The 13,979-nt window shown below is 56.3% G+C and carries 16 protein-coding genes; 9 read left to right on the forward strand and 7 right to left on the reverse strand.

Annotated elements, in window-relative coordinates:
• Positions 1-424 precede the first annotated feature (424 nt).
• The 3 genes from BK658_RS00230 to BK658_RS00235 all read right to left on the reverse strand — a co-directional run bounded on the left by BK658_RS00230 (position 425) and on the right by BK658_RS00235 (position 1,974).
• A complete protein-coding gene (locus BK658_RS00230) occupies positions 425-919 on the reverse strand; it encodes a hypothetical protein (protein WP_123580147.1) in 495 nt (164 codons plus the stop codon).
• A 483-nt stretch (positions 920-1,402) separates the two neighbouring features.
• Positions 1,403-1,528: a hypothetical protein gene (locus tag BK658_RS30200; protein WP_259740031.1), complete on the reverse strand. Its 126-nt coding sequence runs from the start codon at positions 1,526-1,528 to the stop codon at positions 1,403-1,405.
• A gap of 113 nt (positions 1,529-1,641) precedes the next feature.
• Positions 1,642-1,974, reverse strand: coding sequence for a hypothetical protein (locus BK658_RS00235; RefSeq protein ID WP_123580148.1), 333 nt, complete (start codon positions 1,972-1,974; stop codon positions 1,642-1,644).
• A 247-nt stretch (positions 1,975-2,221) separates the two neighbouring features.
• Here BK658_RS00235 and BK658_RS00240 point away from each other — a divergent pair, with 247 nt between their 5' ends.
• The 4 genes from BK658_RS00240 (at position 2,222) to BK658_RS00255 (ending at position 7,445) form a co-directional block, all read left to right on the forward strand.
• A complete protein-coding gene (locus BK658_RS00240; RefSeq protein WP_123580149.1) occupies positions 2,222-3,826 on the forward strand; it encodes a tetratricopeptide repeat-containing response regulator in 1,605 nt (534 codons plus the stop codon).
• Positions 3,823-4,515 carry a sensor histidine kinase gene (locus BK658_RS00245; protein WP_123580150.1) on the forward strand — a complete coding sequence of 231 codons (693 nt, stop codon included), beginning with the start codon at positions 3,823-3,825 and terminating at the stop codon, positions 4,513-4,515. The genes BK658_RS00240 and BK658_RS00245 overlap by 4 nt, the downstream gene beginning before the upstream one ends.
• Positions 4,516-4,743: 228 nt before the next feature.
• Positions 4,744-5,985 (forward strand): glutamine synthetase family protein, encoded by a 1,242-nt coding sequence (locus BK658_RS00250; RefSeq protein ID WP_185019759.1) that lies wholly within the window; start codon positions 4,744-4,746, stop codon positions 5,983-5,985.
• A gap of 71 nt (positions 5,986-6,056) precedes the next feature.
• Positions 6,057-7,445 carry an MFS transporter gene (locus BK658_RS00255; RefSeq protein WP_123580152.1) on the forward strand — a complete coding sequence of 463 codons (1,389 nt, stop codon included), beginning with the start codon at positions 6,057-6,059 and terminating at the stop codon, positions 7,443-7,445.
• Between the two features lie 57 nt (positions 7,446-7,502).
• Here BK658_RS00255 and BK658_RS00260 read toward each other — a convergent pair whose 3' ends face one another.
• The 4 genes from BK658_RS00260 to flgA form a co-directional block, all read right to left on the reverse strand.
• Positions 7,503-8,249: a flagellar brake protein gene (locus BK658_RS00260; RefSeq protein ID WP_123580153.1), complete on the reverse strand. Its 747-nt coding sequence runs from the start codon at positions 8,247-8,249 to the stop codon at positions 7,503-7,505.
• 95 nt (positions 8,250-8,344) lie between these two features.
• Entirely contained in the window at positions 8,345-8,812 is a 468-nt protein-coding gene (locus tag BK658_RS00265; RefSeq protein WP_123580154.1) for a flagella synthesis protein FlgN, read from the reverse strand.
• Positions 8,813-8,860: 48 nt separating this feature from the next.
• A complete protein-coding gene (gene flgM / locus BK658_RS00270) occupies positions 8,861-9,187 on the reverse strand; it encodes a flagellar biosynthesis anti-sigma factor FlgM (protein ID WP_123580371.1) in 327 nt (108 codons plus the stop codon).
• A gap of 151 nt (positions 9,188-9,338) precedes the next feature.
• The gene (gene flgA, locus BK658_RS00275; RefSeq protein ID WP_123580155.1) at positions 9,339-10,100 is read right to left on the reverse strand and encodes a flagellar basal body P-ring formation chaperone FlgA; all 762 of its coding nucleotides are present in this window, start codon (positions 10,098-10,100) and stop codon (positions 9,339-9,341) included.
• Between the two features lie 81 nt (positions 10,101-10,181).
• Here flgA and BK658_RS00280 point away from each other — a divergent pair, with 81 nt between their 5' ends.
• The 5 genes from BK658_RS00280 (at position 10,182) to flgD (ending at position 13,959) form a co-directional block, all read left to right on the forward strand.
• Positions 10,182-11,114: a chemotaxis protein CheV gene (locus tag BK658_RS00280; protein WP_103318704.1), complete on the forward strand. Its 933-nt coding sequence runs from the start codon at positions 10,182-10,184 to the stop codon at positions 11,112-11,114.
• A 45-nt stretch (positions 11,115-11,159) separates the two neighbouring features.
• Positions 11,160-11,987 (forward strand): protein-glutamate O-methyltransferase CheR, encoded by an 828-nt coding sequence (gene cheR, locus BK658_RS00285; protein WP_123580156.1) that lies wholly within the window; start codon positions 11,160-11,162, stop codon positions 11,985-11,987.
• A 373-nt stretch (positions 11,988-12,360) separates the two neighbouring features.
• Positions 12,361-12,768 carry a flagellar basal body rod protein FlgB gene (gene flgB / locus BK658_RS00295; protein ID WP_123580157.1) on the forward strand — a complete coding sequence of 136 codons (408 nt, stop codon included), beginning with the start codon at positions 12,361-12,363 and terminating at the stop codon, positions 12,766-12,768.
• A gap of 3 nt (positions 12,769-12,771) precedes the next feature.
• On the forward strand, positions 12,772-13,215 hold the full coding sequence (gene flgC / locus BK658_RS00300) for a flagellar basal body rod protein FlgC (protein WP_054593596.1): 444 nt from the start codon (positions 12,772-12,774) through the stop codon (positions 13,213-13,215).
• Between the two features lie 15 nt (positions 13,216-13,230).
• On the forward strand, positions 13,231-13,959 hold the full coding sequence (gene flgD / locus BK658_RS00305; RefSeq protein ID WP_123580158.1) for a flagellar hook assembly protein FlgD: 729 nt from the start codon (positions 13,231-13,233) through the stop codon (positions 13,957-13,959).
• Positions 13,960-13,979 lie beyond the last annotated feature (20 nt).

Genomic DNA, 13,979 nt, shown 5'->3' on the forward strand with positions numbered 1-13,979 from the left:
ACATCTTCACTACCGCTGCTCGATTACGAGGCTAGCCGCCTTTCACGAATATGCGTTTTAATATTTAGATTCATTGGCTATAAAAGAGATGGCCAAAAGCCATTTTTTCACGCCGCGGTAGAGATGCGCTCAGATCTGAGCACACCGAAGAAGGCCCAGCTTTGGACAGTCCAAATTTTCGACTTTTAAATCCAGAAGGGGCAGATTAGAGATTCGACCCATCCAGCAGGTCGGCGGAAAGCTGCGCCGATCAGTGAGACCGAATCGTCACACATCGCGATATTCCGCTGTGGCAGCGGAGTATCGCAAGGCTTTTACCTAGGGAGAGAGATGCACTCAAAACTGAGTGCATCTGGAGAGCGCTCAATAGAATCGCCGTGCCAGCTCATAATTGCTGGCGATTTATCAACACTCTAAAGGACTGTTAGTGATTCCAGTCTTTTTCGTGCAAATGCCCTGACCAATACTCTTCTTTGCGCTTTTCTCCCTCCTGCACTGGGTCTGGCAGTGGGTCAGGTTTTATCCGAATACCAACTTCTATAGTGCCGTCACTGTTTACCGTGTACCACCCGTGATTCATGCTCACGAAGATGTCTTTGCCAACGTCACTGGCATCGAAAACACCAGAAAGATGTTTGCCGATTCTAAATGGCGTTCCGTTATTTCCGATACGGCCAACTAGCTCTCCCAGGACCGCATCTTGATCGTGGAGAATATAACTTGTTTCGCCAGGCACTTTCATTGGCCAGTAATTCCCCGCGCCGCTCCGGCCATCAGCTTCGCAAGTTCTCCCATCTCTTTCGTTTGTGTTGAAGCACCACGTGCCTGAAACGTCTATGACGAAGCCCTTGTTTGTATATTCGGATATAACACTGCCTATTTTCTGCCAGCCTGCTTTCTGATCTGCCTTGATTATCATCTTTAGCTCCATGAAAATTGCGGAAAGCACTATTGTGGGTTTTTATATGAGGGGTATTAAGTAGTGTTAGAAGTGGTCGTTGCTCCAGTCCTTTGGGTATTGTCAAATACTCGTTATTTAAGAGTCTGGCTCTATGTGTATAGTGTTAGGTGTTTTGGGATGATAGATTTAATTGGAATAATGGTTATATTGGTTTTAATGGTTGTTTAGTAAGCATGATGCCTATGCATTTTCTAAGGGGGGTAAACAAAGCTGGGGAGGGCACCAAACCCGCCGCAGTGGAGATGTGCTCAGATTTGAGTACACCGACGATGGTCCAGTTCTGGACCATCCCCCCTTTCGGATTTGAAATCCAGAAGGGGCTGACTTGAGATTTGGCTCAAGGTGAGTGTGCAAAGCTAGGGGCAGACCACAATTAACTCCGTGTTGACTGATGACCCAACTTCAATATCGTGGTTTGCCCTCGAATTACACAACTACTGACTATTTACCTTTCTTTTCTTTTCGTTGCGCCAGATCACTAGCAGCCACGTCTTTTTCGCGTTTGGTAGACTTAGAGTCGCTCAGAATTTTTCCCGCATTAGACGCCGGCTTTTTTCCTATAGTCATGAAGCACCTCATGTCGAGCTCAGACAAAATTGTCTACGAAAACCGTAGACGTTTTTTTGAGAGCCGCATTGCTTTCTAATTACCCTCCATCGGTTTATTGAATATCCCCTAGCTCAGACCGTTTTCAGATAGTCCGAGTACGGCGGGAAATTGATCCCATATCGACTGCGCTCACCTGGCTTGCTGTACGCCTGAACGATCAGCTTGGCGTCGACCAGTTCGCGAAGCACCATGGCAAGCGTTGTCTTCGATTTCACTCCCCACTCCTTGGCCATCTCGTGCGTGGCCATCTGCTCGCCGTTGTTCGTTCCGTCGCATTGGGCCATGAGCTGAACAAGGACACCGCGAGCGGTCAGACTCAAAGCTCTCATTGCTGGAGTGCAGAACACGTCACGCTGCAAGATCTCTCCGCCTTTCATCAGGCTGTGCACATCGTTGGTGGTCATATCTGAATGCCTCTCTGATCCGCTGGCACGCCGCTAAAACAGCGGGTACGGATGGTAATTTTTTGACTTTTTTTTGCAGTCCATCCACGTAAACCCACAATTGTTTGTCGGCCCCTATAACGGAACGCCACAACTGGCCGATAACCCGATGGGCCGTTGTCCTGCGCGACGCCTCAATGGGCGGCGAAGTCGAGCTGGTCCCTGCATTTGTCTTTGGGTTCATCTTCTTAATTGCCTGGAATCTTCGATGCTGGCGTACCACCAAAAAAGCTTTTTGATCGTCGATGATTTCTCGGATTTCCGTAGTTCGGTCAGGTCGATGTTGCGTGAGTTGGGTGTCAAGGATGTCGACACTGCCGACACGGGTGAGGTGGCGCTGCGCATGTGCGCGCAGAAACGCTATGACTTCATCTTGCAGGATTATCACCTTGGCGATGGCAAGAAGAACGGTCAGCAGGTGCTTGAAGACCTGATGGTCGAGAAGCTGATCAGCCATGAAAGTGTGTTTCTGATGGTCACTGCCGAGAGCAGTCAGGCGATGGTGCTCAGTGCGCTCGAGCATGAGCCGGATGCGTATCTGACCAAGCCTTTCAACCGCGCTGGCCTGGCCCAGCGGCTGGAGCGACTGGAGCAGCGCAAGACGTTGCTCAAGCCGATTCTGCAGGCGCTGGATCGGGGTAAGCCTGTTGAAGTCCTCAATGCCTGTATCGAGCTGTGCAAGCAGGACCCGCGCTATTCGCCGCTGTGTCTGCGCTATCGTGCCGATGCGCTGCGTGACATGAATCAGAATGAGGCGCTGGAGCGCTTGTACAACAGCATTCTGGCGGATCGTCCGTTGCCTTGGGCCTATGTCGGTCTGGGGCGATTGATGTTCAAGCGCGGCCAGATCGCTCAGGCAAAAGCCGTCTACGAAAAGGCGCTGAAGGCTTTCCCGATGATGCCGGCGCTGTATGACGGCCTGGCCGAAGTGCTGGTCGCTGAAGGCGACACCAAGGCTGCGCAGAATGTGCTGGAAGAGGCTGTTCGCCTGTCGCCATTGGCGGTGCGCAGGCAATCGTTGTTGGGCAAGTTGGCGATGGCCAACGAAGACTTCGAAGGTGCGGCGAAAGCCTATCGTCAAGCGGTCTCCCAAGGGGCGCAGTCACGTTTCAAAGACCCTGAAAGCAATCTGGGCCTGGCTCATGCACTCATCAGTAAAGGCAGTGAAAAAGGTCTGGATACCCGCACTCGACTGGAGATCAACCAGACCCTGAGCGCCGTCGCCAAGGAAAACATCAACGATCCGGGGCTGCAGATCCGGGCGCGCTTGATGAAAGCCACCAGCCTGCTGCTCAACGATGCCGAAACCGCTGAGAAGCTGACGGAGCAAGCACTGGCCCGTCTGGATGGCATGGAGCAGTTCATGAGCGCCGAAGCGGCGTTGCTGGTTGCCAAACAGTTGAAGATGCTGGGACAGGCTGATGCCGGTAATTCGATGTTGAAAAACTGCGCCGAGATTTACGGCGACGACCCGGTGGTGATGCAAGGCATTGCCCAGCAGACCGACGACCCGGCGATTCTCAACTCCGGCAACGCGGCGGCAGATCTCAACCGCCAGGGCGTGCGCAGTTACAAGGCGGGCGCGTTGCCCGAGGCGCGAGAGCTTTTCCGCGGCGCACTGTTGTTGCAGCCGAAGAACATCAGTATTGCCCTCAACATGGCGCAATCGCTGTTGCACGGGGCCGATGCCAGCCTCGATTCAGAGCTGCTGGAAGAGTGCCGTACGTGCCTGAAAATGGTGGGCATGATGCCCGAGAGCGATGCGCGTTATCCGCGTTATCAGAAGCTGCGAAGCAAGGCGTTTGGCGAATGAATGATGTTGACGAGGGGCTCGACTTTTCCACGGTGATCGCCTCCACCGTACACGACATGAAGAACTCCCTGGCTTTGCTGATGCAGGCCCACGGACAGTGGCTTGCGCGCTTGCCTGCTGCTCAGCAGCAAACCGCCGAGCAGGGCGTGATCGACTATGAGTTCGCTCATCTGAACGGCATGCTGGTGCAGTTGCTGGGGCTCTACAAGCTCGGCGTCAACCAGTTGCCGTTGCGTCCGGACTATCACGAACTGGACGATTTCATCGAAGCGCAGTTGGCGGCTCATCAGGATGTGTTCAAGAGTCGCGGCATTGTAGTGACTTATGAGATCGATCCCTTGAGCCCTCTCGGATTCTTCGACCGGGAGCTGATTGGAACGGTACTGGCCAATGCGATCAACAATGCCATTCGTCATGCCCGGCATTCGCTATTGATCAGCATCGGTGAGGAAACCGGGCAGTTGCTGTTGTCGATCAATGACGACGGCGAGGGTTTTCCGGCCCAGATGATCGAGCGTCAGACGGATTACGTACAGGGCATCAATCCGGCCAGTGGCAGCACCGGCCTGGGTCTGTACTTCGCCGCGCGTATTGCACAACTGCACCAGCGCAGCGGCGTGCACGGGCGCACCGAAATCCGTAATGGCGGCCCGTTGGGAGGCGGGTTGTTCAATCTCTACCTGCCCTGATATCCGCCACGGCACGCAGCATTTTTGTAGGACATTTTTATGTCCCGGTGCTTGATATTCCGAACAGCGGGTGCCTATTTTGTACATGTCGCCGTTCGCGGCTTGCACAACTTCAAGGATAGAGTCATGACGACCGATGACCAGCGTTCACTCGCACAGCGATTGACCGGCATTGATGAGATTGAATGCGTCACCCCGGATCTCAATGGCGTGCCGCGTGGCAAGGTCATGACCGTAGAAGGGTTCCTTGAGGGGCGGCGTTTGCAGATGGCGCGTGGCGTGCTGCTGCAATGCATCATGGGCGGTTATCCGCCGGCACGTTTTTACGGCAATGAAGACGGCGACCTGGCGCTCAATGCCGATCCGAAACAGATTCACCGTTTGCCCTGGAGCAAGCAGCCCCGCGCGTTGGCCATTTGCGATGCCGATGAGTTGAGCGGGGAAAGCTCGCGTCTCTCGACTCGCGGTCAATTGAAGGCGGTGATCTCCCGTTATGCCGCTCGCGGTTTGGCGCCCGTTGTGGCGACCGAGATGGAGTTCTTTGTTTTTGCACCGAACACTGACCCGACCCAACCCTTCCAGCCGCCGGTCGGGCTGGACGGTCGTCGCGAGGAAGGTCATTCGGCATTCAGTGTCAGCTCCAACAACGGTTTGCGCCCGTTCTTCAATGAAGTCTACGAATGCATGGCGGCCCTGGGTTTGCCGCGCGATACCTTCATGCACGAGATGGGCGTCAGCCAGTTCGAGATCAATCTGCTGCACGGTGATCCACTGCTGCTGGCCGACCAGACATTCCTGTTCAAGCACCTGCTCAAGGAAGTCGCGCTCAAGCACCATCTGACGGTGGTATGCATGGCCAAGCCATTGGCGCATACGCCGGGCAGTTCGATGCACATTCACCAGAGCATCGTCGAGGCGGGCACGGACCGAAATGTGTTCAGTGATGACGCTGGACAGCCGACTGCAATCTTCCGTCATTTCATCGGTGGCCAGCAGGCCGGCATGGCGGACTTCACGGCGTTGTTTGCGCCGAACGTGAACTCTTACCAGCGTCTGTGCCATCCTTGCGCATCGCCGAATAATGCCTGCTGGTCTTATGATAATCGGGCGGCAGGTTTGCGGATTCCAGCCAGCTCGTCAGAAGCGCGTCGGGTCGAGAACCGTCTACCGGGCGCCGATGCCAACCCGTATCTGGCGATTGCCGCCAGTCTGGCGGCCGGGTTGTATGGCATTGAAAACAAACTGGAGCCGACGCCGGCCATTCAAGGCCAGTTTGAAGTGCCGGACAGTTTGTCGTTGCCTTGTACCTTGCATGCTGCTCTTGAGCGTCTGAAACGTAGCCAATTGGCGAAGGAACTGTTTGGCAAGGAGTTCATCGAAGGCTACATCGCTTCGAAGACCATGGAGTTGAGCAGTTTTCTTGATGAAATCACTCCCTGGGAGCGGCGTGTTTTGGCCGCCCAGGCCTAACCGATTCGTCGCTGTCGGGCTATCGTTGTCGGTAGCCCGGTACTCACTGCAAGGAGCCGCTCGGAACGCCGATGCGCCAAATCCTGAAATCCTTTCGAGCGCTTTATTTCGCCTCGCTGATGATGTTGATCGGCTCGGGCCTCCTCAGTACTTACCTGGGCTTGCGCCTGGCAGCGGACCATGTCGACAGTTTGTGGGTTGGTGCGCTGATGGCGGCCAACTATTTCGGCCTGGTGCTGGGCGGGAAAATCGGCCACCGGTTGATCGCCCGGGTCGGTCATATCCGGGCTTACTCGGCCTGTGCCGGGATCGTTGGTGCGGCGGTGCTGGGGCACGGTCTGATCGATTGGCTACCGGCTTGGCTGGTGCTACGGATGGTCGTTGGTCTGGGCATGATGTGCCAATACATGGTCATCGAGAGCTGGCTGAACGAGCAGGCCGAAGCCAAGCAGCGCGGGCTGGTGTTCAGCGGCTACATGATCGCTTCGTACCTGGGGCTGGTGCTGGGTCAGTTGATTCTGGTCATGCACCCGTCCCTGGGGCTGGAATTGCTGATGCTGGTGGCGTTGTGTTTTGCGCTGTGCCTGGTGCCGGTCGCGCTGACGCGGCGGATTCACCCGGCGCCCTTGCACCCGGCGCCGATGGAGCCGCGCTTTTTCATGAAGCGGGTTCCGCAGTCCCTCAGTACGGTGCTCGGCGCTGGTCTGATCGTCGGTTCGTTCTATGGTCTGGCGCCGTTGTACGCGTCCCAGCAAGGGCTTTCCACTGAGCAGGTCGGTCTGTTCATGGGTAGCTGCATTTTTGCGGGGTTGCTGGTGCAGTGGCCGCTGGGCTGGTTGTCGGATCGTTATGATCGGGCGCTGCTGATTCGCAGTTTTGCCTTTTGCCTGGCGCTGGCAGCGTTGCCGTTGGCGATCCTGCCGCAGGTGCCGCTTGAGGTGCTGTTTATCGCTGGCTTCGCCTGCTCGCTGGTGCAGTTCTGTCTATACCCGTTGGCGGTGGCGTTTTCCAACGACCACGTCGAGGGTGATCGGCGGGTATCGCTGACCGCCATGTTGCTGGTGACATACGGTGTGGGGGCGAGCATCGGTCCGCTGGTGGCGGGTGTGCTGATGAAGTTGTTCGGCAGTCAGATGCTGTATGCGTTCTTCAGTTTCTTCGCAGTGGTGCTGGTATGGCGCATCCGGCCGAAAGCGGTGACCAATCTGCATCAGGTGGAAGACGCGCCGCTGCATCACGTGGCGATGCCGGACAGCATGTCGAGTTCGCCACTGGTGGCAGCTCTCGACCCGCGGGTCGATGAGCAGGTCGTGCATGACCAGATGCAAAATGGCGCGAGCCCTGATCCGGATCCTGAGCAGGATGCAAAGTCCGAAGCGCAGGATACCGACAACGCTGATGAACAGACTGATGATCCGGAGGCGCAGCGCCCGAAAAGCTTTACCGAGGCCAGACCTTAGGGCAAAAAAAACGGGCAGTCACCGCAAGGGACTGCCCGTTTTTTTCAAGCGTCTGGATCAGATGTCGTCTTTGTCGAAGCGGCGCGCTTCGCGTTGCAACTGATAGACGAAGCGCTCGACCTGACGCTGCACCAGCCCGCTCATGTTGTGAAAGCGTACGCCGGCGAAAGTGGTGTCGATTTTCTCTTCGTGGTGCAGATAACGCAGCTCGACCGGTGCGGTCATGCTGCCGAAGGGCAGGGCGGCGATGAAGCGTTCATAAACCTGACCCAGTTGAAGCCCACTGGTAATGTCGCCTTCAAAGCGCAGCTTGCAACCTGTCGCAGAGATATCCAGCAGTTTGCCTTTGACGGGCGTCTTGAGCTTTTCGCCACCGAGTTCGATGTTTACCAGTTGTGCCAGTTTCAAGGCTGCGCGAAACGCATTGCGACGCTGGTGGTAAACCACTTCATCGGGCAGCGTGCCACGGTAGCAGCGGCCACCGTTGGACTCGTCGATGGTCAGTGTGCCGTTGCTTTCCCAGGCAATGCGTACGCCATCATGAAAGCCTTCAACCCGAAAAGCTTCGCCGGCAAGCAGGAAGCGTTCACCATCGCGGGGGATCATTTCGTCCAGGGCGATCATGTTGCTGTCGCGATCGATATCGATCAGGTAGCTCTGAAATCGTTGGCTGCGTTCATGGAACGTGATGATCAGGGGATCATGGCTCTCTTGCAGCATCCGCAGGTTGCCGGTGATTTCCAGCGGGGTGCTGAGCACCTTGGGTGGCTGCGGAGCATCTTCCGCGCTTGAGGCGTTGAACACGGTTTATCAATCTCCAGACAGAATACGATCACACGCAAGAGCCAGCATTCTGCCAGCATGTTTCGTGCCTTGATAGAGCACGCTTATTTATGAGTTCAAGCCTGACTGAGCGCGCGGGGCTTCACAAGCATGGAGGTTGATCCACGGGCGTCATAAAGCGCTGGTGGCTCGCCACCGTTAAGGATTTTCAACTGATTGGCGGTAGTGGCTTGTTGCACCTGGATCGAGCGGCCATTGAGCTCGTTGGCGGCTTGGCAATCTGTAAGCAGTTGGGTCAGCGTATCGCTTTGGGTCAGCAGCTGATCGCCGATACTTGAGTGAGCGGCGAACTGCTCCAGACCTGCGCGATTGGCAGGAAGGTTCAGGCTCGCGAGAATTTCGCTGCGTTTGCGGCCATGCTGTTCCAGCAGAATGATCAGTGCCTGTTTCTGCGCCAGAATATCCTCGAGCAGTGGCATGTCACGGCCGTGCAGGGCGAGGGATTCGGTCTTCAGCAGCTCCAGCAATTGTTGAGCTGGAGCAAAGTCATCGGTGATCAGTTGCAGTAAATTAGTGTCGTGCATGGCTGGCCTTGGGTTTTAAGCGTCCAAAAGCCTGGCGCAGGCCTTTGGCTAGCGCTGGGCTTCGAAGTTGAGCAGTTTGCTGGCTACACGGTTGCTGTCGACCTTATAGCTGCCATCGGCAATCGCTGCTTTCAACTCGGCCACGCGGGCGTTGTCGACGGCAGGCTGATCGCGCAGCTTGTCAGTGATCTTCTGCAACTGTTGAGCCTCATTGCTGAGATGTACCGATTCCCCGCTTTGGGTTGCACCGACCTGTTCGGTCGAGGTGCTCAGCGGCGCGGATTTGCCGGCATCGCCGGTGTCCTTGCTGACGCTGGTCCGCGTGCTGCTTGCGAGCGTGGGGGAGCTGTTTAAACGGCTGAAATCGATGACCATGATAAAAAAACCTCTGGGAATTTGGACGCTTGCCATGTTTTCGGCCATACCCGGAAAAACTTTAGGCCTAATAGTCCATGAGTCCAGGCGCGTCGGTATTTGCCCTGCGTGAGGCACAGTTTAGGGAACAGGACGGTTGTGCGCCAGTTATCTACATGGAGACTTCCACCTGGCCCGGTGCCGTGACTTGCGCCTTGATGACTCGTTGTGAGTTGAGGTTCTTGACTCTGATCTGCTCGCTCAGGCCGCCATTGGACAGCGCTTCACCCGGCATTCGCACACTCAGTGTGCCGCTGCGGGCGGTGATGACCACCTGATCGCCCTTGCGCACGACTTCTGCCTGCTCCAGATGAACAAGCGTAATCACTTGATCGCTGACCATTGGTCGGACAAGTTTTTGTCCGATGGCTTGATCGACGTTTGTCAGATATCCCTGATTGATCAGGCTGATATCGCGCTCACGCAACATGACATCGGAAGGGTCGATGATTCCGGCTCGTTTGAGGGGGCGGGTGGTCGTGACGACCTCGCGAAACAGGCGGACTTGAGCGGGTACGAAGACCGTCCAGGGGGAGGCGCCATCGCAACGGACTTTCACCGTAACCCGGCCCAGAGGTATCGCGGGGCTCTCCAATGTCGCTGTCAATTCCCTGTCGCACGCCGGCATGTGCATGCGCGGGTCGAGCTTGTTGACTTCGATTTCGTAACGCCCTGCGGTTTGACTGGTGGCCAGATAGTCTTCTACGGTGAATTCAAGAAAGCCCTGAGTGACGCCGATAAGTAGATCAGGCAAGGTAACCGGGTCAGCAAAGGCAGGGCTGCCAACGTTCAACAGGCATACGGCTGACAGGGCGCCGAGGAATTTACGGCACATTGATGTCAGGCGTCGGGAAAATGTCGTTTTTGTGTTCATGGCAGTTAAAAAGCAAGCGCCGTGCCGTTTAGTGATGAATGTGCGTCGCAACACACTTAGCGTTGGTGTAGGAGTCTGGGCATGGCTGGTGTAATGGATTCGGTTAACCAGCGCACGCAACTGGTAGGGCAGAATCGCCTGGAGCTGTTGTTGTTCCGTCTCGACGGCCAGCAGCTTTACGGGATCAACGTGTTCAAGGTTCGGGAGGTGCTGCAATGCCCCAAACTGACCCTGATGCCCAAGTCCAGTCCTGTCGTGTGCGGTGTGGCGAATATTCGTGGGGCAACCATTCCGATTCTGGATCTGGCAATGGCGACCGGCTCAGGCGGGTTGCAGGATCAAAGCAATCCCTTCGTGATCATCACGGAGTACAACACCAAGACTCAGGGTTTTCTGGTGAGGTCGGTCGAGCGGATCGTCAATATGAACTGGGAAGAGATCCATCCGCCGCCCAAGGGCACGGGTCGCGATCATTACTTGACCGCTGTGACTCGAGTCGACAATCAGTTAGTCGAAATCATCGACGTGGAAAAGGTCCTGGCGGAAGTTGCGCCGACGTCGGATGCGATTTCGGTTGGCGTGATCGATGCCGATACCCAACACAAGGCGATTTCGTTGCGAGTGCTCACGGTCGATGACTCGTCGGTGGCGCGCAAGCAGATCACGCGTTGCCTGCAGACGGTGGGAGTTGAAGTCGTTTCGTTGAACGACGGTCGGCAAGCGCTGGATTACCTGCGCAAACTGGTCGATGAGGGCAAGAAGCCGGAAGAAGAGTTTCTGATGATGATTTCCGACATCGAAATGCCCGAAATGGACGGTTACACCCTTACAAGCGAGATCCGCAGCGACCCTCGCATGCAAAAGCTCCATATCATCCTGCATACTTCGTTGTCAGGTGTGTTCAATCAGGCGATGGTGAAGAAAGTCGGTGCCGATGACTTCCTTGCCAAATTCCGTCCTGATGACCTGGCATCCCGGGTAGTCGACCGGATCAAAGCAGCAGATATCAGCTAGTGGCCTTCGCTCCTGGCGGTCAACACGATTTAAGAGGCGGCATCATTGTCTACGGGTAATTTGGATTTCGAACAGTTCCGGGTCTTCCTGGAAAAAGCCTGTGGCATTTTGCTCGGTGAGAACAAGCAGTATCTGGTGTCGAGCCGTCTCAACAAACTGATGGAACAGCAAGGCATCAAGTCCTTGGGTGAGTTGGTGCAGCGGATGCAGACCCAACCGCGCAGTGGTTTGCGCGAGACGGTGGTGGACGCGATGACGACGAACGAAACCCTCTGGTTTCGTGACACCTATCCGTTTGAAGTCTTGAAGAACAAAGTGCTGCCTGAATCTATCAAGGCCAGTCCCGGGCAGCGCCTGCGGATCTGGTCGGCGGCGTGCTCGTCCGGGCAGGAACCGTATTCGCTGTCGATGTCGATCGACGAGTTCGAGCGGGTCAATATGGGGCAGTTGAAGATGGGGGTGCAGATCGTTGCCACCGACCTGTCCGGGACCATGTTGACCAACTGCAAGACCGGCGAGTACGACAGCCTGGCGATCGGTCGCGGCCTTTCGCCGGAGCGTCTGCAACGCTACTTCGATCCGAAAGGGCCGGGGCGTTGGGCAGTCAAGGCGCCGATCAAGAGTCGGGTGGAGTTCCGCTCGTTCAACCTGTTGGACAGCTACGCCAGTCTCGGCAAGTTCGACATCGTGTTCTGCCGCAACGTGTTGATCTACTTCTCTGCCGAAGTGAAGAAAGACATCCTGCTGCGGATTCACAGCACGCTGAAGCCGGGCGGTTATCTGTTCCTGGGGGCTTCCGAAGCATTGAACGGTTTGCCGGATCACTATCAGATGGTTCAGTGCAGCCCGGGGATCATCTACCAGGCGAAGTGATTGGCCAGTAGTCGGTACTGCATAAAAAAACGGGAGCCCTAACGGGCTCCCGTTTTTTTGTCCACCAATTCTCCCGGTACCTGCCCCCCTGTGGGAGCGAGCCTGCTCGCGATAGCGGTGTGGCAGGTTGCATTGATGTCGACTGACACGACGCCATCGCGAGCAGGCTCGCTCCCACAGGGGGGGGCGGTGTTGTTCTTTCAGATCGAGATAAGCGGCAGAAAAGCGGCAGGCGCCGGAAATCCGTTGCCGCTTTTCTGGCATTGCCGCTTTGCCGTCGCCCGCAAAGCCCCGGTTTACGGGGTTTGAGAAGCTGGCACGGGGCTTGCTATACCCCTGTTACGAAAAATCAGGTCACCCAAAGGTTTCCGACATGAGCATCAGCTTCGATAAAGCGCTCGGTATCCACGAACAAGCCCTGGGCTTCCGCGCTCAGCGCGCCGAAGTCCTGGCCAACAACATTGCCAACGCCGATACCCCGAACTACAAGGCTCGGGATCTGGACTTCTCGTCGGTGCTGGCCGCCCAGAACGACAAGAACAAGAACGGCACCTTTGCTTTGAACATGACCAATAGCCGTCATATCGAAGCCCAGGGTATGAGCAGTGGTGAGGAGTCGTTGCTGTATCGCACGCCGATGCAACCGTCGATTGACCAAAACACCGTGGACGCCCAACTGGAACAGTCGAACTACGCGGAAAACGCGGTCAACTTCCAGGCCAGCTTCACGCTGCTCAACAGCAAATTCAAAGGGCTGGTATCAGCCCTGCGCGGGGAGTAATCCATGTCTCTGTCCAGTGTATTCAACATTGCCGGTAGCGGCATGAGTGCTCAAACCACTCGCTTGAACACCGTCGCCAGTAACATCGCCAACGCCGAGACCGTCTCTTCGAGCATCGATCAGACCTACCGTGCCCGTCACCCGGTGTTTGCCACCATGTTCCAGGGCGGTCAGTCCGGTGGCAGCAATTCGCTGTTCCAGAATCAGGATGCCGCGGGGCAGGGCGTGCAGGTACTCGGCGTAGTCGAAGATCAAAGCAACCTCGAAGCACGCTACGAGCCGAACCATCCGGCGGCTGACGCCAAGGGCTATGTGTATTACCCCAACGTCAACGTGGTGGAGGAAATGGCTGACATGATTTCTGCCAGTCGTTCGTTTCAGACCAACGCGGAAATGATGAACACCGCCAAAACCATGATGCAGAAGGTCCTGACCCTCGGTCAGTGATAAGGGGCGACTTCAATGAGTGTTACCGATACCACCAGTACCCTGAGCATGACCGATCTTCTGGCCAACTCTTCGGTCAAGAGCACCGGTACGGCCGCGAATGGCCTTTCCGCGGCAACCAGTAGCGTGACCGGCGGCAAGGCGCTGGGCAAGGATGCGTTCATGCAATTGCTGGTGACCCAGCTGAAGAACCAGGACCCGCTTTCGCCGCAGGACAACAGCGCATTCGTGGCTCAACTGGCGCAGTTCAGCAGTCTTGAAGGGATCACGTCCCTCAATACGACTGTGAGTTCCATGGCCAGTAATTTCAGCTCTTCCCAGGCCTTGCAGGCTTCTTCGCTGGTTGGCCGTTCGGTCATTGCGCAAACCGGCACCGCCCAGATCAGCGACCCAAGCAAGGGGCTGACCGGTACGGTGAACCTGACATCGTCCATTGCCGATGGCACGGTGACTATCAGCGATGCCAGCGGAAAGGTTGTGAGAACCCTTAACCTGGGCACTCAGCCTGCAGGCAGCGCCAGCTTCACATGGGATGGCAACGACAGTAGCGGCGCCGCGGTTGCGGCGGGCACTTATACCTTCAAGGCCAATGCTCCGATCAACGGCACGGCGACAGACCTGGCCACCTACCTGCCAGCAACGGTCAACAGCGTGACCCTGAGTCAAACCGGCGGCGAGTTGACGCTTAATCTTGCAGGTCTGGGCCCCATCGCCCTGTCCAAAGTTCAAACCATTGGTCTATAGAGCCGACTAATACGGCATAA

This window comes from Pseudomonas brassicacearum (genome assembly GCF_003732175.1).
Classification (GTDB): domain Bacteria; phylum Pseudomonadota; class Gammaproteobacteria; order Pseudomonadales; family Pseudomonadaceae; genus Aquipseudomonas; species Aquipseudomonas brassicacearum_G.